Raw genomic sequence first — 19157 nt, forward strand, 5'->3', positions numbered from 1 at the left:
GGTTTTTGTTTTTAATCTTAAAGCTTAAAAGCGGAAAGTACCGTTGATTCCAAAAGAGTCCCCACCATCAGTTGTCGTGTAATTCATACCGGCAGCAATGACTGGAGTAAAGAATTTCTGACCACGAATACTGAAAATGGTATCTGAATCTTCAATCGTTGAGTCAGCGAAGGAAATACCAACACTAAGTGTAGGATCGAGGTAAAGGTCTGCACCTAGACGATATGCAGTTTCATCTCCAAAATATGTTGCTCCCTCAAAATTGGTAAAATGATTGCCAATTTGAGTGACGTATTTTGCGCGCAAAGTCACAGCAGTCTCATCTGCTACAGAGGCTAGATTGGTAAAAGTGTCTATGAAACCATTTTTTGAAACATATACTGGATCAATGTTTTCTTTAGAAACACCTGCAGCTAACAGTAAGCCGTTAACTGGTAGGTAACCTGCTTCAATTGCATAACCTGTATTGTCATCAGATGCTTTAGCAAATTCACTTTCAACAGTCACTTCAGCACGATTTAAGCTTCCAGAAACATAAAACTGTGAGTTAGGGATAAAGAATTCACCATTAATACCTACAGTATCAATTTCTAAATCTGCAAAATCATCATCAGTACGGGCATTGGCATAGCCAAGACCGATATTGCTTGCTTTGCCTAAAAAAGCTGCTTCAGCTAGAGGAGCATTTCTAACTTGAACCCCCTTTAAATAATATTTCCCGCCAATTGCATAAGTATCAATGTCGTTACTGTCATCAATGTCGGTATTTTCATATGCAGCATTAATTTCAGCTTGATAAGCATGTGCAGTTCCTAGGCTAGCCAAAAGTGCTGTAGCAAGAGCAAGTTTTTTAAGCATTTAGATTTCTCTCTTTGTTATAAAAATATGACTGTTTCTTGAACAGTTGTAACAAAGTGTACAGTTTATATTTGCCCCGTCAATGTGCAAAAACGATCTAAATGCTTTATTACAGAGCAAAAAAGTGGCCCATCCGAAGATGGGCCACTTGATGAAAAGGAGTTAAGGCACGCTTAGAAGCGGTATTTAGCAGCTACACCGAATGAGTTGTAGTCGTTATTACCCACTTCACCGAAACCAACTCGACCTTCAAGGCTGACTTGTTGGTTAAAGAATTTACGCGCATTAATGCCAAATTCATTTTGATCAGTTAAGTCGTTGTTGTAGTAATCCGCACCAACACTTAATGATTTATCAATGAAGTAATCGGCAGCAAGATTGAACTCGTCTAGATCACCAAATGATGCGCCTGCTTCAAGGTTGATATCTTTACCATTACTCAGCTGGGTCACGTATTTGGCACGAACTGTAGGATCTACACCATCATCATTGTCGTTGTCATATCCTTTTACACCAGCGGCAATTAATAGGCCTGGTGCTGGAAGATAACCGACTTCAGCAGAATAATAAGTGGTATCAAAGTCATATTTTTGACCCAATACATCACGATATTCAGTATTGTTACGGCTTACATCACCACCCAGATAGAAATCTGAGTTTGGAACATAAACTTCAGCACCCACACCATAAGTGTTGTCATCTACATCGCCACGATCGGCAAATGTTGCGTGTGCATTGACGTTGCTGGCACGGTCAAGGAATGCCGCTTCTGCAAGTGGCGCATTACGAGTTTGTACGGGGTTAAAGTAATAAGTACCATCTACACCGAAGGCACTACCTGAACTGCCGTTGTCTGGATCAATATAAGCTGCTGCTGCACCGACTTCGGCCTGGTAGGCATTGGCTGTACCTGTGACTGCTAGAGCAGAAAGAAATGCTGAAGCAATGGCTAATTTTTTCATGGATACTACCCCTCAAATTTCGGTTAAAAATAATACATTTTTTGTTACAACTTTTAGTCTAGAGCAAAACAAAAACAGGTCAATCCACCCAAGGTTACAGAAATGTTTCTAAGGTAATATTATGTAATTTATATTTATTAAATATTTGAAAATTATAAAAATATTAAAATGTTTTGTTTTATTAAAATTGTGGAGGTTTTATGAATTTAGACGTTTTTTACATAAAAAACTGAGTATTTTGTAACATAAAAATGATTTGAATCTTAAAAGCACCCTCTAGAGTAAGTGCTTTTTTATCCGCTATTTTTATGCAGTATTTGCTCAATTGTTATTGAATTAAAGTGCTTTAAAACTCCCTGTATGCTCTGTGTTATAATTGACGGCTATTTAAGCCTAATATTCTGATTGAGAGTAATTCACGTGGAAATTAATCCTTATCTAAACCAATTAAAAGACTTAAACGACCGTGGTCTGACATTACGGGGGTATCTTTGACTACGATCTGAAAAAGGAACGTTTAGAAGAGGTTCTGCGTGAACTGGAAGATCCGGCGATCTGGAATGACCAAAGCCGTGCCCAAGCCATGGCCAAAGAAAAAGGCGAGCTTGAGAATGTACTGAATGTACTGGATGGTTTAGCTACGCAGCTTGAAGATGCCCAAGCCATGCTTGACCTTGCTGTAGAAGCGGACGAAGAAGCCATGCTTGAGGATGTGCAGGCTGAACTTGATGTTGCAGAAGCGGAACTGGCAAAACTTGAATTCCGCCGTATGTTCAGCAATCCGATGGATCCGAATCCATGTTATGTCGAGATTCAGGCCGGTTCGGGTGGTACGGAAGCACAGGACTGGGCTTCAATGCTGCTGCGTATGTACCTGCGCTGGATTGAACGTCATGGCTTTAAAGCTGAAGTGATGGAAGAATCTGACGGTGATGTGGCCGGGATTAAATCGGCGACCATTCGTGTAGAAGGCGAGTATGCCTATGGCTGGTTGCGTACTGAATCCGGTGTACACCGTTTAGTGCGTAAATCGCCATTTGACTCGGGTAACCGTCGTCATACTTCATTCTCTGCCGTGTTTGTATCGCCAGAAGTGGATGACAACATTGAAATTGATATTAACCCGGCAGATGTACGTACCGATACTTATCGTGCATCCGGTGCCGGTGGTCAGCACATTAACAAAACCGACTCTGCGGTACGTTTAACCCATGCACCAACCGGTATTGTAGTGGCCTGTCAGAACCAGCGTTCACAACATGCCAACCGTGACCATGCCTGGAAACAGTTACGTGCCAAACTCTATGAATTAGAGATGAGCAAACGTAATGAAGCGGCGCAGGCGTTGGAAGATACCAAATCTGATATCGGCTGGGGCAGCCAGATTCGTTCATACGTACTGGATGACTCGCGTATTAAAGACTTGCGTACCAGTGTAGAAACCTCGAATACTGGTGCAGTACTGGATGGTGATCTGGATAAATTTATTGAAGCCAGCCTGAAACAGGGTCTATAAGTTTATTGCGTGGAAAAGCAGAGGCGGGTTCTCTGCTTTTTTAGCTTTAACATTTGTCGATCAGCAGGATGAATGCCCCTGACCAGACAATGCTAGAATGATCTGGATTTGGATAAAATGACAGCAATTTACAAAATGACTCATAATATCGATAATTTTCGATATTAATATCGCATAAATTCGATATAATGATTTTTGCGAAAGTGCTGATCATGAACATGAGTGAAATGAGATGGACACAGAAGCGATTTATAAAGCCTTAGCCAACCCGATTCGACGTCAGATTCTGCAATGTTTAAAAGAACCTGAACGTTTCATTGCCACTGAAGAATGTGGCAGTGATTTCAGTCGTGGTGTATGTGCAGGGCAGATGGAAAAAATCGCGGATATTTCCCAATCCACCATGTCCAATCACTTATCGGTGTTGCAACAGGCAGGGCTGATTCAGGTGACCAAATATGGGCAATGGTCTTATTTCTCTCGTAATGAAGCACTGATTCAGGAATTTTTACAACATTTACAGCATGCGCTTTAGACTTTAATCAGTCTAGGCCAGCTGTAAGAGGATGGCTTGATGACAGATTTTTCTACCCCAATTCAATTTGGTGAACTCAAACTTAAAAACCGTGTGGTGATGGCACCACTGACACGTAGCCGTGCTACCGCAGACCGTGTTCCAACGGCCATGATGGCGGAATACTATGCACAGCGTGCTAGCGCAGGTTTAATCATCTCCGAAGCGACAGTGATTTCAGAAGAAGCCAACGGTTATGAAAAAACCCCGGGTCTGTTTACTGATGAGCAGGTAGAAGGCTGGAAACTGGTTACCAATGCAGTGCATGGTAAAGGTGGTTTGATCGTAGCACAGTTGTGGCATGTGGGACGTGTCTCCCATCCTGACCTGTTAAAAGGTGAAACACCAGTTTCAGCCAGTAATGTGAAGCAAGCTGGCTATGTCAGCCTGCTGCGTCCAAAACGTGAATATGTGGTGCCACGTGCCCTGGAAATCTCGGAAATCCATGCCATTACCGAACAATACAAACAGGCGGCCATTCGTGCCAAAGCTGCTGGTTTTGATGGGGTGGAACTGCATGCCGCCAACGGTTATCTGATTGACCAATTTTTACAAAGCAAAACCAATCAACGTGAAGATATTTACGGTGGTTCTGCTGAAAACCGTGCCCGCTTCTTATTAGAAGTGGTGGATGTACTGATTGAAGTGTGGGGCGCAGGTCGTGTCGGTGTACATCTGGCACCGCGTGGCGATGAGCATGATATGGGGGATGCCAATCCTAAAGAAACCTTTGGTTATGTCATGCAAGAATTGGGTAAACGTCAAATTGCCTTTTTCTTTACCCGTGAATATCTGGCCGATGACAGCATCAGTCTGGACATGAAAGCACGTTCTAACGGTGTGCCGTATATTGCCAATATGCGTTTAAGCCGTGAAGATGCGCTTGAGCTGCTGGCATCAGGTAAAGCGGAAGCAGTGTCTTTTGGTAAGGCTTATATTGCCAATCCAGACCTGTTTGAGCGTTTGGTGGAAGATGAACCACTAAATGAATTGAAACTGGAAAACATGATTGGAACCGATGTGGCAGAAGGCTATATTGACTATCCATTCCTGAATAAACAGCTTGCTGAAAGTTAAGCAGCTACTTCCATAAAACAGAATAAATGAGGTCACAGAGCAGAATTCATTAACATGTGAAGGCTGCTCTGTTATATTTTGCCGATTGAACATGATTTGAGGCAACTTGTTTGGCTACTCCTTTTTGGTACAACGCGGCACTTACTCTAATTAAGCCATTGTATAAATGGCAGATTAAAAAACGTGCGCTGACTACGGAGCAATTGCAACAAGAATGTCTTGAGCGCTTTGGTCCATTTCAACAGCCGAAAAACCTGCATGCTTTCTGGTTTCATGTGGTGTCGGTTGGAGAAACCAACGCAGCCCAGCCTTTAATTGAACATTATCTCAAACTCGGCCATCCGGTACTGGTCACCAATACCACCAAGACGGGTCAGGCTCGGGCCAAGTCACTATTTCTAAAAGCACCTTATGAACATTTGTTTCAGGCCGTGTATTTGCCTGCCGATCAGAAAAAATTAGTTCATGCATTTTATCAAAAATATCAGCCGAAGCTCTTGGTTTTGGTGGAAACTGAAATCTGGCCGAATTTAATCGATCAGGCACAGCAATTTAAAGTGCCATGTTTACTGATGAATGCCCGGCTTTCGGAAAAATCGGCCAAAGGCTATGCCAAGGTTCAAGGACTGACTCAAGGCATGTTGAAGGGTTTGGAACGTTTGCTGGCTCAAGATCAGGCGACTTTAGATCGTTACCGTAATTTAGGTATGGCAGTAAATAAAAGTCAGGTATTGGGCAGCATTAAATTTGATATTCATGCGCCACAAAGCTTTATTCAACAGGCACAGCAATTGCAGCAGGACTGGAATTTATCGGCACGGAAAATAATCACCCTTGCCAGTACTCATGCGCCTGAGGAACAAAAACTGTTAACGGCTTTCAAGCCTTATCTGGCACAACATCCAGAACTGCTGGTCATTGTGGTGCCCCGTCATCCGGAACGCTTTGATGAAGTGTTTCAGCTTGCACAAAATCTGAATCTAAAAACCAGTCGTCGCAGTGCAGGGGAAGCTATTCAGTTAGATACCCAAGTTTATTTAGCCGATTCGATGGGGGAAATGTGGCTGTGGTATGCACTTAGCCAAGCCTGCTTTGTCGGCGGCTCGCTGAATGAACCGGGTGGCGGGCATAATATTCTGGAGCCGATTGCCTTAAATGTAGCGACGGTTTTGGGTAAAAATTATTTTAACTTCCAGAGCATTGTCGATGAATTTGTTGCTGTAAACGGTGTGAAAATCGTGGAAGATGCAGAGCAGGCCGCGCAGGTTTTAATTGAATTGTTAAATGATCGCGTGACCGCAGACCAGCTGAACCAGCATGCGCAGAAAATTATGTTGCAGAACAAGGGTTCTTTAGCCAAACATATTGCGGTGATTGATCAGTATATTTAAATATTTCAAATGCACCATACGGCCTCATTTTGACAGAAAAGTTTAAATGTTGATTCGTAGGTAATCTCTACTTTTGAGGGATCAAAAGTAGCAAAAATCCTTTGCTGATCTGATACAGCATCCATGCTGTACAGATCAGCGGGCGACATCCCTGTCGCCTTCCGCGTATCCTAATATGTTGAATGATTCTTTAGCAGAAGATTATGAATATTGTCCTCCTTGACCCACGCCAAACTGAATCTGAATACTGGTCCATTACCAGCAAACGTCAGTTAGAGCATCTACAGCAACATCTAGAGATTACTGTAGGTGATACGCTCAAGGTGGGTATTCGTGAGGGGAAACGCTATCTCACCGAAATTGTAGAAGTGACCGAACACGCTATAAAATTAAAACCGCTCAAAGAAGAAGTTGTTCCAGCCAAGTTGCCAGTAACTTTAATTGTCGCCATGCCACGTCCGAAAGTGCTGCGCCGCCTGATTATGGATAGCGTGACGTTAGGGGTGGAAAAAATGATTTTGCTGCATAGCTATCGGGTGGATAAAAGCTATTGGCAAACCCCATTTCTACAGCAGCTGGATCATTATGTCACACTGGGTCTGGAACAGGCGGGGGATACGGTTGCACCGCAAATTGAAATCCATAAACGCCTTAAACCTTTTGTTGAAGATGTGCTGCCCGGTTTAATTACGGCAGAATGTCCTGCTTATGTGGCCCATCCTTATGTAGAGCAACCCATGCCTGTTGCCATTGATCATCCCTGTACCATCGTAATTGGCCCAGAGGGAGGTTTTATCCCTTATGAAATTGATTTACTCATAAAAAACGGCTGCAAGGCAGTCAGCCTGGGCAACCGTATTATTCGGACCGAAACGGTAATTCCTTACGTATTGGGCCGCTTATTTAGCACGTGCTGATTCAGCGAGTTCTGTCGTGTCATTGCCACGATAGATTTTGACTTCCTGTACCGGATAAGGAATCGAAATTTCATGTTCAGCAAAGGCTTTAATCACGCGTTCCTGAACTTCGCTGATTGAACCTGCAGTGGTGGTTTCTGTAGTATCGACCCACCAACGTACATTCAGGTTAATCGAGAAGTCTGCAAGTGCATTGACGTTTACTGCAAATCCAGGCTGGCTCAAAATGGTCGGGTCTTTATCTAAAATGCTTAAGATAATGCTCTTGGCTTTTTGTACATCATCTTCATAACCAATCCCCACCACAAATTCACAACGACGCCGTTGATAGGCCGTGTTTACAGTCACGGCACTGGTATATACTGTCGCATTGGGAATCACGATGCGGCGGCCATCGGGAGAACGTAAGTAGGTTGCACGAATCTGGATATCCTCAACCGTTCCTTCCATGCCCGAAACAATAATGTCATCGCCAATTTTGAACGGTTCACCCAGCAGGATTAAGATGCCAGAGAGCAGGTTCTGGAAAATGTCCTTGAACGCGAAACCGATGGCAACAGAACCAATCCCCAGAGCACTCATCAGCTGACCCGGGGTAAAACCTGGAATGGCAATGACCATGGCAATTAAAAATCCGATAAAGATGATGGCTGAGCTGCCGACACGGTTTAGCACCAGTACCAGGTTTTGTTTGGTGTAACTACGGTCAGTGAGTGCTTTACGGACAAAGAGCTTAAACAGTTTTGACAGCAACCAGAAAATGCTGAAGACCACCAACGCGATACATAAATAAGGCAGGCGTTCCCAAAAGGCATCAACAAATTTGTCGATGGTGGAATAGGCATCATTGTATTTTGCTGTATGTTCAATGACAGTTTGCGCTGTCTTTTCTGTTGCTTCTTGCAAAAGTTGAGAGGTGTCCTGAGTTACCTCATTTAAGGCGTTTTGTTTTTCAGCCACAAGTTTTCCGGATGATGATCATTGCCGGACATTTTGCCTGAAACTGAACAAAAATTTAACCAACCGTACATCGTATTCACTGCCGTTTTGTCAAAAATTGTCAGTCAACTTTAGAAATATTGTGTACCTTTTTGAATGACCTGTGGCGGTACTTCCAGTTCGCCGGTACCGAACATATAAGACACCATGCTGCCTGAAGCCAAGAAACTCAGTACCGTGATGATGATCATCAACCAGGCCAATATTTTTTCCCAGACCGGCGTTTCACGCGGCAATCCATAGGTGTTGATGCCTTTGGTCCCGGCACCCAACAGCAAATACAGCCCCATAAAAATATTCACCAGTGGCAGTAAAAACAGCAGGATCAGCCAGCCGCTACGGTTCAGGTCATGCAGGCGGCGTACCGTAATCACGATCAGAAAATATAGATAAAGCACCAGAATGACCACAAAACCCAGTCCGGCGATTCCTGTCAGGGTATTGACGAACTGATTGTCCATGGACAAGGTATGCATATTAAAAATGCCCAGTGCCAGACTGAAGGCAAGGGTGGCAAAGAAAGCAATCAGATGCACAAACCCATACCAGCCAATTGAACTCAGACGACCGAAACGACCTTCCGGAGAAAGCGGATTATCTGCCTTGGCCTGTTGGGATCGGGAAAAAAATGGGGAGGCATCTTGCGGTTTCATACGCTTTTTCCGGTTAAAATAAAAATAAGAAAATGATGAATTCTACAAAGTTAGAACACTATCTTCTGCTTAAATTATAAGATTAAATAAACAGATCAGATACGAATAAAACCATATTTTTTGTTGAATACGATAAGGGGTATGTGTTTTAAATTGTATAAATAAACTACGACCAAAGCATGATTGAAGCGGTTGAAAAATAATCGTCATACTGTAGATATGCAGTCAATAAATAAAGCAATAACAACGCGGCATAGCATCTCGTGATGAGATGAATAAGATCAAGGAAGTAAACAATGAATGAGATCTATCCTGTACCAGAAGAATTTAAAAAAACCGCTCGCACCAATGAGTCTGAATATTTCGAGCGTTATCAGAAATCCATCACGCAGCCTGATGAATATTGGGCTGAACAGGCCAACAAGCTGGACTGGATCAAACCTTTTACCCAGGTCAAAAATACCAGTTTCGACAAGGACAATTTTAAGATTGAATGGTTCGCTGATGGGCAGCTGAACCTCAGTGCCAACTGTCTGGACCGTCATCTCAAGGAACATCCGTATAAACCGGCCATTATCTGGGAAGGCGATCACCCGTCCCGTCACAAGATTATTTCCTTTAACGAACTTTATGATGAAACCTGCCGCTTTGCCAATGTGCTGAAAAAGAACGGGATTAAAAAAGGCGACCGGGTGGTGCTGTATATGCCGATGGTTTCGGAAGCCGCGATTGCGATGCTGGCCTGCGCCCGGATTGGCGCGGTGCATTGTGTGGTGTTTGGCGGTTTTTCTCCCGATTCACTGGCCAGCCGGATTGAGGACAGCCAGGCCAAAATGGTGATTACTGCCGATTCCGGCATGCGCGGCGGCAAGCCGATTCTGCTCAAAGCCAACGTAGATGAAGCCTTGAAAATTGCCGGAACTGAATCGGTTGAACATGTGATTGTGGTACACCGTACCGGCAACCCGATTGAAATGCAGCCCGGGCGTGATCTGTGGTATCACATGGAAATCATGTCGGTGAATGAAATCTGTCCGCCTGAACCGATGAATGCCGAAGATCCGTTATTCATTCTGTATACCTCGGGTTCGACCGGCAAGCCGAAAGGGGTGTTGCATACGACCGGTGGCTATCTGACTTATGTGAATTCCACTTTCCGAGAAGTGTTCGATATCAAGCAGGATGATGTGTTCTGGTGTACTGCAGACGTGGGCTGGATTACCGGACATTCCTATGTGATCTATGGCCCGCTTTCCAATGGCACCACCACGGTGATGTTTGAAGGCGTGCCGCAATACCCGACCTGGGCGCGTACCGGTCATATTGTCGACAAGCACAATGTTTCCATTCTCTATACGGCACCCACGGCGATTCGTGCCATGATGCGCGAAGGCGATGCCTTTGTTCGGGAAAGTGACCGCAGCAGCTTGCGTCTGATCGGTTCGGTGGGTGAGCCGATTAACCCGGAAGCCTGGAACTGGTATTACACCGTGGTCGGTGAAAGCCGTTGTCCAATTGTCGATACCTGGTGGCAAACCGAGACTGGCGGAATCCTGATTTCACCTTTGCCGGGTGCAACCGATTTAAAACCGGGTTCTGCAACCCGACCCTTGTTCGGCATACAACCCGCCATCGTTGATGCTGAAGGCAAGGAACTTCAAGGTGAAGCCGAAGGCAACCTGATCATCAAGGATTCCTGGCCGGGTCAGATGCGTACCATTTGGGGTGATCCTGAACGTTTTATCGAAGCCTATTTCTCGACTTATCCGGGGACGTATTTCACTGGAGATGGTGCCCGCCGTGACAAGGATGGCTATTACTGGATTACCGGACGCGTCGATGACGTACTGAATGTTTCTGGCCACCGTTTGGGTACGGCAGAAGTGGAAAGTGCTTTGGTGGCACATGAACATGTGGCTGAAGCGGCGGTGGTCGGTATGCCGCATGATATTAAAGGTCAGGGTATTTGTGCATTCGTCACCTTACAGGCAAATTTTGAGGAATCCGAAGAGCTGCGTAATGAACTGATCAACTGGGTGCGTAAGGTTTTGGGACCCGTAGCTACACCGGATGCCTTGTATTGGGCACCAGCTTTACCGAAAACCCGTTCCGGTAAAATCATGCGCCGTATATTAAGAAAAATTGCCGCCAATGAACTGGACACTTTAGGAGATACTTCAACCCTGGCCGACCCACAGGTGGTGGACAATCTGATTGCAACGGTCTATCCCGATAAATAAGTCATTTATAAAAATACCGCCTGAAAATGAGGCGGTATTTTTATTTTATGTATAAGCACAGCAGGCATTCAGATAAAGCAGCAAAACATCATCTGCTAAGCTAAAAATATAGCAATAATCAGATCATATTATGAATGTTTCATCCCCGCTTTTAACGTCAAATCCATTACACATCGCTCAACAACTGGCGGAACAGTTTGCAACCACGGCTGCGGAACGTGATAAACAGGGCGGTAACCCAAAACAGGAGCGTGATTTAATCCGTCAAAGTGGTTTGCTGGGACTTGCCATTCCAACCCAATATGGCGGACAGGGTGCAGGCTGGAAAACGGTATTTCAGACTATTCAGGTCATTGCCCAGGTCGATAGTTCACTGGCACATGTTTATGGTTTTCATCATTTACTGATTGCGACGGTGCAACTGTTTTCACAGCCTGAACAGTATGGCAAATGGTTTGAGCAAACCGCACAAGAAAACCTGTTTTGGGGCAATACTTTAAATCCATTAGACCGACGAACGATTGCAACCCAAGTGTCTGAAAATGAATATCTATTTCATGGTGACAAAAGCTTCTGTTCAGGTTCGATCGATTCTGACATCTTGCTATGCTCAGCTTATAATGATGAAGGTAAATTGCTGATAGGTGTGATTCCGACAGCCCGAGAAGGGGTGAGCTTCTTAGGTGACTGGAACAATATGGGACAACGCCAGACTGACAGCGGTACCAGTCATTTTGAGCAGGTCAAAATCCAAAAAGATGAGTTATTGCTCAATCCGGGACCCCTGAGTACGCCGTATTCGAGCCTACGTCCGCTGATTGCGCAACTGATTTTTGTGCACCTGTTTTTAGGCGTAGCAGAAGGGGCTTTTGCAACTGCCAGACAAACCGTACAGAGCCAAAAAGCCTGGTCCAAATCTTTGGCTGAAAATGCCGTGAATGACCCGTTTACGCAAAAACACTTTGCCGAGTTTTATGTGCAGCTGGAAGGGGTACGTTTACTGGCAGCTAAAGCGGTTCAGAGCTTACAGACGGCATGGGATCTAGGCAATGACCTCACTGCTGAACAGCGCGGTGAAGTGTCTATTGCAATTGCGACTGCCAAAATTGCGGCGACCAATACCTCGTTGTATATCACACAAAATATTTTTCAGGTGATGGGTGCACGTGCCACCACAGCCCAATTAAATCTAGATCGTTTCTGGCGTAATGTGCGTACCCAAACTTTGCATGACCCGGTGGATTATAAATATCAGGAAATTGGGGAGTGGGTGTTAACGGCTAAAGTTCCTGATCCGAGTTTTTATTCATAATGAAATAAGAAAATGCCATTTTACGAAATGGAGCCTTTTTACTTCTAGATTTAAAAAATGAATTAAGAGCGTGGAACGTGAAAAATCACTTAAAAAAGCCTAATTTGTGAAGATTAGGCTTTTTTAATTTTACTTAAATTATTGATTTATAAAAAATAAATTTCAATTTCGTATAAGGTGTATTATGTTAATTTTAGAAAAACTAAAATTTAGTGAGTTTTTTTGTGAGTAATAATGCATTAACGTGGTTGGGGCTCTTACTTGGATTCCTACTCTATCCAATAATTATGTTCTTTCTGCTCGCTCAAAGACACAGTGGTTTAAACTATATTAATGATTTATCTAGTTTTAATAAAATAGTTGTTTTCATATCTTGTGCTTTAATATTTCTTATACCAACTTGGAATGAAAGATGTCTTATAGACAGTGAAGGGAAAAGCCCACATTGGTATCAAAGATATTTTGTGCCTTTGATATATTTCATAATTGGAACCATTTTTACAGGAATGTTCTTCATTTTAATTATTAGATAGCTTTTCCAAATGACCTCTATAGCTAAATTAATTTTTATGATACATTCTTATAATTATAAGATATTGATATAATTAACTTTATTAAAGATATTCTTCGTAACATGCAAAATCAGTTTAGCTATATCTAACATAATGGTCGTTATACGAAACGATTTTTAAAATATTATTGTTTGTCAAACACTTAAATCCATAAATCCATAAATCCATAAATCCATAAATCCATAAATCCATAAATCCCAAACCCAAGAGATCAAAAAACACACGTTTTAACAACTCGTGTGTTTTTTAGCCGCATCTGTAATGTTCTGTCAATAAAGTTGATCAATAAAAATTCAATTTTATAATTTTTGGTGGGTTATTAATTCTTCCGGGACAAAAAGAATGCCCATATTTTATGGATGAAAAAATGTCCGTTTTTGTACGCTTTGGCGCACATCAATTTAAGGATTTTGCGGATGGGCGCAGCCGAGTTTTTTTCCTATGATGAATTCATACAGGAACAGGATGTTCCGGAACATAAAACAACAATAAAACGTTCATACACCAGGATTGTGAAGCAAGACAGGAGTCATGCTTAACTACCCCATACGAAAAAGCCCGACAGGATGTCGGGCTTTTTTTATATCATTTTATTCAGCCACAATTACTTTGCTGCCTGTTCTACGGTAGGTGGTGAACTCACAGGCTGTTGACTCGCAGAAGCAGGGCTAATCGTTTTATTGACTGGCCGGTTATCCATCATTGTCCCGATAGGCGATACGCGCCAAATTATATTGCCCACATCATCAGCGACCAATATTGCCCCCGAACGATCAACTGCTACCCCAACAGGCCGTCCAAGTGCCTCACCTTGATCATTTAAAAAACCGCTTAATACATCTTGCGGCTGACCTGAAGGTTGGCCATTTTGAAAGGGCACAAAAATAACCTTATAGCCGCTATGCGGTTTACGGTTCCATGAGCCATGTTGACCAATCAGCGCACCACTGCGATATTGCGGCATTAATTGAGCCGTATAAAATGTCAGGCCTAAGGAAGCCGTATGGTTACCCAGAGCATAATCAGGTTTAATCGCACGTGCGACCAGCTCAGGATTTTGAGGTTTGACCCGCGTGTCTACATGTTGGCCATAATAACTATAGGGCCAGCCATAAAAAGCACCATCCTTGACTGAGGTCAGGTAATCGGGCACCAGATCATTGCCAATTTCATCGCGCTCATTCACGACCGTCCATAACATGCCACTCTGTGGTTGCCAGTCCATACCATTGGGATTGCGCAGCCCTGTGGCAAATGGCCGTGCTTTGCCACTGGCAATATCAAATTCCATAATCAAGGCACGCCCGACTTCTTTATCGAAGCCATTTTCCGCCACGTTACTGTTTGAACCTACGGTAATATAGAGTTTGCTGCCCGCAGAATTGGCAATGACGTTTTTGGTCCAATGATGATTGAGCGGGCCACCGGGTAAATCCAGTACTTTGCTGCCGCTTGCGGTAATTTGAGTTGCACCTTTTTGATAAGGAAAGCGTATTAAGGCATCCGTATTGGCTACGTAAAGCGTATTGCCGACCAGCGCCATGCCAAACGGAGAGTTCAGATTTTGTAGAAATATGGTTTTTTGATCAGCCACACCATCGCCATTACGATCACGCAGCAGGCTAATACGGTTGGCACTCTGATGCGATGATCCGGCACGTTTCATCATCAGCTTCATGATTTTGCCTCTAATGCCCTTGCTGTCATCAGGCTTGAGCGGTGCATCGGTTTCAGCCACCAGCACATCGCCATTTGGCAATACATACAGCCAGCGCGGATGTTGCAGTTCTTTGGCAAAGGCCTGAACTTTCAAACCCGCAGCAGGAGTGGGCATGGTATCGGCAGGCCAGCCTTTGGCCGGTGCGATATTCACTGTAGGAAACAGACTGGATTGGGGTTCAGGCAGATGAGGGTATGGACCATAACTGTCTGAAATTGGAGACCTGGATGGCGACGCACATCCGCTTAATGCCAGTACAATGGCAGCACCCACAAGGGGCAGTAAGAATTGAGCAGACATCTTTATTTCCAGCTTATTTTTGCCGCTATTGCCTTACTTTAAAATTTTGTTGCGGCAGTCACCATGCTGTTCTTGTTTTTTCTGGTTGCCGATTGGTTATTGCGTTCGGTTTGAGCGAAGGCAGCTCTGCTGCATAAGCAAAAAAATCCCTCAAGCCGAGTCTTGAGGGAAGATTGGAGATGCCTTTGATTCTTGTTTTTTAGTTCATCAACTGTCGCTTAATCATTCAGCTTAAGCGGACTTGGCGGTCACAACGGATAGCTGTTGCGCTTCCAGTTCACGAACCAATGGCAATACTTTTTGTCCGAAATATTCCACTTCTTCAATAAAATGCAAGAAACCAGACAGGATCAAGTCCACACCGACTGCTTTCAGTTCAACAATACGTTCTGCAATTTGCTGCGGCGTGCCAACCAAATTGGTTTTAAAGCCATCGTTGTACTGCACCAAATCTTCAAAGGTCGATTTTGCCCAGTTACCTTCACCCTCTGCTGTTGCAGCACCCGCTTCACGGGTGGCATCTCCAAAAGATTTCACTGCCTGGACATTGGCTTTGGCCACAATTTCCTGAAGAACAGCTTGGGCTTCTTGTTCAGTATCACGGGCAATAATGAAAGCATTAACCCCAATTTTCACGGCATGGTTATTGGCTTTGGCTTTTTCACGGATATCGTCGATCTGCTTTTTCAGCTCTTCCGGTGTATTGCCATTGGTAAAGTACCAGTCCGATACACGCGAAGCCATATCTCGTGCTGCACGTGAGCTACCGCCCTGAAAGATTTCAATATGCGGTTTTTGTAGCGGTTTTGGACTGAGGGTGTAATCTTTGAATTGATAGTATTGGCCATCAAAACTGAAATGATCCTGCGTCCAGATACCTTTAAGACTACGGATAAATTCTTCTGAACGTGCATAACGCTGGTCATGTTCAGGCCATTCTTCGCCAATGGCATCAAATTCACCGCGGAACCAGCCACTGACCACGTTAATGGCAATACGCCCATTGGTCAGGTGGTCAATGGTCGCCAATTGCTTTGCAGCAAGCGCAGGCTTCCATGGACCTGGCAAAATTGCAGCGATCACTTTGAGTTTTTCAGTTTTGGCCAGGATGCCATGGCTGAAGCTAACCGATTCATGCTGGTTTTCTGCGTTATAACCGGCAGTAAAACGGATTTGGGTTAAGGCATAGTCAAAGCCGCTTTTTTCCGCAGCTTGAGCCAGACGGACGTTATAGTCATAACTCCAGTCCGTACGCTGTTCAATATCGCTGACCACCAAACCACCACTGACGTTTGGCACCCAATAAGCAAATGTAATGTTTTTATCTTGTACTGACATTCTGTCTACCCTCAGGATGTAATTTTTTAGCGCTCTTAAGCGACTTGTGACTTTGGTGCTTTTTTGCTGTGCAGGCGCGCTTCGGCAGCATCCAGGCTTGGCACTGCAGCAGAAGGAAGGACTTCTTCTTGTTCAATTTGCTTGTTGATACCCAGGTTCTGGTTGGCTAGCTGAGATTTCTCTTTGATCACTTCAGCACGCTGGCCTTTGGCAGGAGCCCATTCAAGAATTGGCAATGCACGTGCTACTGCGAGGGTAATGCGGTCACGCAGCAGTTCACTGTGAATGGTATATTCAGGGGTAAAGTCACGGTCTGTTGCATAAACACCAATCGGTAAGGTTTGTGCCTGGAAAAAGCTGAACAATGGACGCAACTGATGTTCAAGCACCAAGGCATGACGCTCGCTACCCCCTGAAGCTGCCAGCAATACCGGTACATCGACCAATGCCGTCTGTTCTACAAAGTCAAAGAAGTGCTTGAAAAGTCCAGTGAATGAGGCACGGTAAACCGGTGTACCCACAATCAGGGCATCAGCCGCTTCAACTGCGGCCAGATCATCCTGTACACGTTGTGGCAACTGGTTACGGTAAATGGCACCGCCCAGTAAAGAACCGATTTCACTAAATTTGATAAAGTGAACATGAATGGGGGTTGCTTCACCGAGTTCATCAATAATGGCTTGTACCAGTGCCTCGGTTTTAGAAGGATTGTTTAAGCCGCCTGATACAGCAACAATATTCAACGGTTTTTGCGCATTTAAAATAGACATTTGGGGATAACCTAAAATATAAAATATCGGAATAGCTTTATTAATCAACAGCAGGCATATTCTGTAAAATAAGCAAATCAAGAAAAGTTATCTGATTTTGAGATATAAAGGAAAAAGTCACCAAAATGTGCTTTTATATGATTTAGTACGTTGATTTATATATTTATATTGCTTACTGATAAGTATTTTAAATTGGCCGATAAAATTTATATCAAAATATGATTAGGTTTGATGATTTTGCGAAAAACCTTGAAAAAAGGGGATTTTTGAGAAAATAATCTCATATCAGATGAAAAAAGTTATTCATTGCATATCCTTAATAGCACTAGTGTGGTTAGAATAGCTCTTAATGTGCACAAGATCTTTCATGCTGCTTATGAATATTTTAATCGTTGATGATCATCCACTGTTTCGTCATGCCTTGATTCAAGCCGTTCGTTACAGCTTGCCGCAAGCGCAAATTCAGGAAACAGCTGCAGTAAATGAGTTTTATGAACGCTTAGATAATGGGCCGGAACCAGATTTGGTTTTACTGGATCTCAATTTGCCGGGAGCTTCGGGCTTTTCGGCTTTGGTGCATGTTCGTGCACAATACCCGTCCATTCCGATTATTGTGGTGTCTGCACATGAAGAAGTGTCAATTATTCAACGTGCCATAGCCCATGGTGCAATGGGTTATATTCCAAAATCTGCACATCCAAGCCATATTGGTGAAGCGATCCGTCAGGTACTGGAAGGAGAAATCTGGTTGCCGCCAAATTTACCGGCCAACATGAATTTTGACCCGCGTGCAGCGGATGAAACTGCACTTGCAGAACGTATTCAGTCACTTACACCGCAACAATTCCGTGTATTGATGATGGTCGCGGAAGGTTTGCTGAATAAACAGATTGCTTATGAGCTGGATGTTTCTGAAGCGACCATCAAGGCCCATGTTACTGCCATTTTCCGCAAACTGAATGTGCAAAACCGTACTCAGGCAGTATTGGCCATCAGTGCCCTGAATATTGAAGAAAAGAAAATGTAATCTGCGGAATATAGCATTCAACGAAAAAGGCACTTGATCAAGTGCCTTTTTTTGTGAACAATGCCTTTGAATGTTAAAGCATTTAGCGCTTTACATTAGGCGACGCAGCTTTTTCTGGGAGTACTGTCTGTGCAAAATAAAGGATTCAGTGCACATTGCAGATCATCAATTTGCTCTTGGGAGACGTAGGCTTTCTCTTTCAGATATTCAGCCACACTATCATCGCGTAAACTTAAAAATGCGGCATCATAAACGCCCAAATCGACAAAAAGCGCTGCGGTTTCCAGACTATTAAAGCGGTCTAAATAGACATCACTGCCATACAGCAGGAAAATATGATCTTCATTGGCATGGGGATTGATTCCTAAATGCTTTGCCAATTCCAGGGGTGGGGTTTTAATAAACAGCAGATCAGAGAGTTCATCAAACTGGGTGGTATCGAGCAGATTCTGATCGGTTTTGACTTTTCCAAGCCATGCCTTAAACACCAGCACCGCACCACCACGCAATAGCATGCTCCAAATCTGGTGACGTACTGTATCTGTCAAGTCTCTAGCTTCGGCTGCTAAAGACTGAATCAGCTTGTCTTCCTGTTCAGCGAGGCGATCAAATAGCCCCAGACCTTGCGGTTTATAGGCTGCCGGGCTAAAGACATCAAAATTCAACTCATCGAAGACCTGTAAGGTAAGCGGGACAGCACTTTGATACAAGGTATTCAGGGCTTGAATATGAGTGTCCTTTAAGTGGCTGGGTTTAAATAGTTCGGTCCATTGAATTTCGGGTAACAGGGCATTGGCCCCATATTGACGATAAAATTGTTGCGATTGATCTATGCCATAACTTCCGGCTTCAGAAATGTTCATCTTAAACTCCTGTATTTTCTATGATGATCAGTTTCGTGGGCCGTGTTTTGAGGCAGTCTGATAGACAG

Annotated in this window: 16 protein-coding genes; 8 read left to right on the forward strand and 8 right to left on the reverse strand. The window is 43.8% G+C overall.

Annotated features, from left to right (window positions below; all coding sequences use genetic code 11):
* Positions 1-24: 24 nt before the first annotated feature.
* Both FTT87_RS02815 and FTT87_RS02820 read right to left on the reverse strand, forming a co-directional pair.
* A complete protein-coding gene (locus tag FTT87_RS02815; protein WP_180174314.1) occupies positions 25-858 on the reverse strand; it encodes a putative porin in 834 nt (277 codons plus the stop codon).
* 173 nt (positions 859-1031) lie between these two features.
* Positions 1032-1820: a putative porin gene (locus FTT87_RS02820; RefSeq protein WP_180174315.1), complete on the reverse strand. Its 789-nt coding sequence runs from the start codon at positions 1818-1820 to the stop codon at positions 1032-1034.
* Between the two features lie 420 nt (positions 1821-2240).
* Between FTT87_RS02820 and prfB the strand changes: the two genes are divergently transcribed.
* From prfB to FTT87_RS02845, 5 genes are all read left to right on the forward strand, one after another.
* Positions 2241-3336, forward strand: a protein-coding gene (gene prfB, locus FTT87_RS02825; RefSeq protein ID WP_143222687.1) for a peptide chain release factor 2 whose coding sequence is annotated in 2 segments (ribosomal slippage) — positions 2241-2312 and positions 2314-3336 — 1095 coding nt in all. Because the reading frame shifts where the segments join, the coding sequence is not laid out codon by codon here.
* Positions 3337-3568: 232 nt separating this feature from the next.
* Positions 3569-3871: a helix-turn-helix transcriptional regulator gene (locus FTT87_RS02830; RefSeq protein ID WP_086196522.1), complete on the forward strand. Its 303-nt coding sequence runs from the start codon at positions 3569-3571 to the stop codon at positions 3869-3871.
* A 39-nt stretch (positions 3872-3910) separates the two neighbouring features.
* A complete protein-coding gene (locus FTT87_RS02835; RefSeq protein ID WP_180041895.1) occupies positions 3911-4987 on the forward strand; it encodes an alkene reductase in 1077 nt (358 codons plus the stop codon).
* 110 nt (positions 4988-5097) lie between these two features.
* Positions 5098-6378, forward strand: coding sequence for a 3-deoxy-D-manno-octulosonic acid transferase (locus FTT87_RS02840; RefSeq protein ID WP_180041897.1), 1281 nt, complete (start codon positions 5098-5100; stop codon positions 6376-6378).
* Between the two features lie 203 nt (positions 6379-6581).
* On the forward strand, positions 6582-7295 hold the full coding sequence (locus FTT87_RS02845; protein ID WP_180041899.1) for a 16S rRNA (uracil(1498)-N(3))-methyltransferase: 714 nt from the start codon (positions 6582-6584) through the stop codon (positions 7293-7295).
* Here FTT87_RS02845 and FTT87_RS02850 read toward each other — a convergent pair.
* Together FTT87_RS02850 and FTT87_RS02855 are read right to left on the reverse strand one after the other, a co-directional pair.
* Positions 7278-8255 (reverse strand): mechanosensitive ion channel family protein, encoded by a 978-nt coding sequence (locus FTT87_RS02850; protein WP_180041901.1) that lies wholly within the window; start codon positions 8253-8255, stop codon positions 7278-7280. The genes FTT87_RS02845 and FTT87_RS02850 overlap by 18 nt on opposite strands.
* A gap of 110 nt (positions 8256-8365) precedes the next feature.
* The gene (locus FTT87_RS02855) at positions 8366-8947 is read right to left on the reverse strand and encodes a DUF805 domain-containing protein (protein WP_180041903.1); all 582 of its coding nucleotides are present in this window, start codon (positions 8945-8947) and stop codon (positions 8366-8368) included.
* A gap of 296 nt (positions 8948-9243) precedes the next feature.
* On the opposite strand from FTT87_RS02855, the gene acs reads away from it, so the two are divergent.
* Both acs and FTT87_RS02865 read left to right on the forward strand, forming a co-directional pair.
* Positions 9244-11187, forward strand: coding sequence for an acetate--CoA ligase (gene acs, locus FTT87_RS02860; RefSeq protein ID WP_180041905.1), 1944 nt, complete (start codon positions 9244-9246; stop codon positions 11185-11187).
* 130 nt (positions 11188-11317) lie between these two features.
* On the forward strand, positions 11318-12499 hold the full coding sequence (locus FTT87_RS02865; RefSeq protein WP_180041908.1) for an acyl-CoA dehydrogenase family protein: 1182 nt from the start codon (positions 11318-11320) through the stop codon (positions 12497-12499).
* 1176 nt (positions 12500-13675) lie between these two features.
* On the opposite strand, the gene FTT87_RS02870 is transcribed toward FTT87_RS02865, so the two are convergent.
* The 3 genes from FTT87_RS02870 to msuE all read right to left on the reverse strand — a co-directional run bounded on the left by FTT87_RS02870 (position 13676) and on the right by msuE (position 17199).
* On the reverse strand, positions 13676-15091 hold the full coding sequence (locus FTT87_RS02870) for a sorbosone dehydrogenase family protein (protein ID WP_180174316.1): 1416 nt from the start codon (positions 15089-15091) through the stop codon (positions 13676-13678).
* 231 nt (positions 15092-15322) lie between these two features.
* Complete coding sequence (sfnG, locus tag FTT87_RS02875) at positions 15323-16429, reverse strand: dimethylsulfone monooxygenase SfnG (RefSeq protein WP_086196512.1); 1107 nt, start codon at positions 16427-16429, stop codon at positions 15323-15325.
* A 35-nt stretch (positions 16430-16464) separates the two neighbouring features.
* Positions 16465-17199 carry an FMN reductase gene (gene msuE, locus FTT87_RS02880; protein WP_180174317.1) on the reverse strand — a complete coding sequence of 245 codons (735 nt, stop codon included), beginning with the start codon at positions 17197-17199 and terminating at the stop codon, positions 16465-16467.
* A 376-nt stretch (positions 17200-17575) separates the two neighbouring features.
* Between msuE and FTT87_RS02885 the strand changes: the two genes are divergently transcribed.
* Positions 17576-18226: a response regulator transcription factor gene (locus FTT87_RS02885; protein ID WP_086196617.1), complete on the forward strand. Its 651-nt coding sequence runs from the start codon at positions 17576-17578 to the stop codon at positions 18224-18226.
* Positions 18227-18321: 95 nt separating this feature from the next.
* Here FTT87_RS02885 and FTT87_RS02890 read toward each other — a convergent pair whose 3' ends face one another.
* A complete protein-coding gene (locus FTT87_RS02890) occupies positions 18322-19089 on the reverse strand; it encodes a hypothetical protein (RefSeq protein WP_180174318.1) in 768 nt (255 codons plus the stop codon).
* Between the last annotated feature and the right edge of the window lie 68 nt (positions 19090-19157).

The sequence above is a fragment of the Acinetobacter sp. YH01022 genome, from assembly GCF_013420235.1.
Lineage (GTDB): Bacteria > Pseudomonadota > Gammaproteobacteria > Pseudomonadales > Moraxellaceae > Acinetobacter.

What these genes read in the sequence shown, in the direction of transcription:
- FTT87_RS02815 (WP_180174314.1), bottom strand. Translation starts at nt 858, where the DNA reads ATGCTTAAAAAACTTGCTCTTGCTACAGCACTTTTGGCTAGCCTAGGA.
- FTT87_RS02820 (WP_180174315.1), bottom strand. Translation starts at nt 1,820, where the DNA reads ATGAAAAAATTAGCCATTGCTTCAGCATTTCTTTCTGCTCTAGCAGTC.
- FTT87_RS02830 (WP_086196522.1), top strand. Translation starts at nt 3,569, where the DNA reads ATGGACACAGAAGCGATTTATAAAGCCTTAGCCAACCCGATTCGACGT.
- FTT87_RS02835 (WP_180041895.1), top strand. Translation starts at nt 3,911, where the DNA reads ATGACAGATTTTTCTACCCCAATTCAATTTGGTGAACTCAAACTTAAA.
- FTT87_RS02845 (WP_180041899.1), top strand. Translation starts at nt 6,582, where the DNA reads ATGAATATTGTCCTCCTTGACCCACGCCAAACTGAATCTGAATACTGG.
- FTT87_RS02855 (WP_180041903.1), bottom strand. Translation starts at nt 8,947, where the DNA reads ATGAAACCGCAAGATGCCTCCCCATTTTTTTCCCGATCCCAACAGGCC.
- acs (WP_180041905.1), top strand. Translation starts at nt 9,244, where the DNA reads ATGAATGAGATCTATCCTGTACCAGAAGAATTTAAAAAAACCGCTCGC.
- FTT87_RS02865 (WP_180041908.1), top strand. Translation starts at nt 11,318, where the DNA reads ATGAATGTTTCATCCCCGCTTTTAACGTCAAATCCATTACACATCGCT.
- FTT87_RS02870 (WP_180174316.1), bottom strand. Translation starts at nt 15,091, where the DNA reads ATGTCTGCTCAATTCTTACTGCCCCTTGTGGGTGCTGCCATTGTACTG.
- sfnG (WP_086196512.1), bottom strand. Translation starts at nt 16,429, where the DNA reads ATGTCAGTACAAGATAAAAACATTACATTTGCTTATTGGGTGCCAAAC.
- msuE (WP_180174317.1), bottom strand. Translation starts at nt 17,199, where the DNA reads ATGTCTATTTTAAATGCGCAAAAACCGTTGAATATTGTTGCTGTATCA.
- FTT87_RS02885 (WP_086196617.1), top strand. Translation starts at nt 17,576, where the DNA reads ATGAATATTTTAATCGTTGATGATCATCCACTGTTTCGTCATGCCTTG.
- FTT87_RS02890 (WP_180174318.1), bottom strand. Translation starts at nt 19,089, where the DNA reads ATGAACATTTCTGAAGCCGGAAGTTATGGCATAGATCAATCGCAACAA.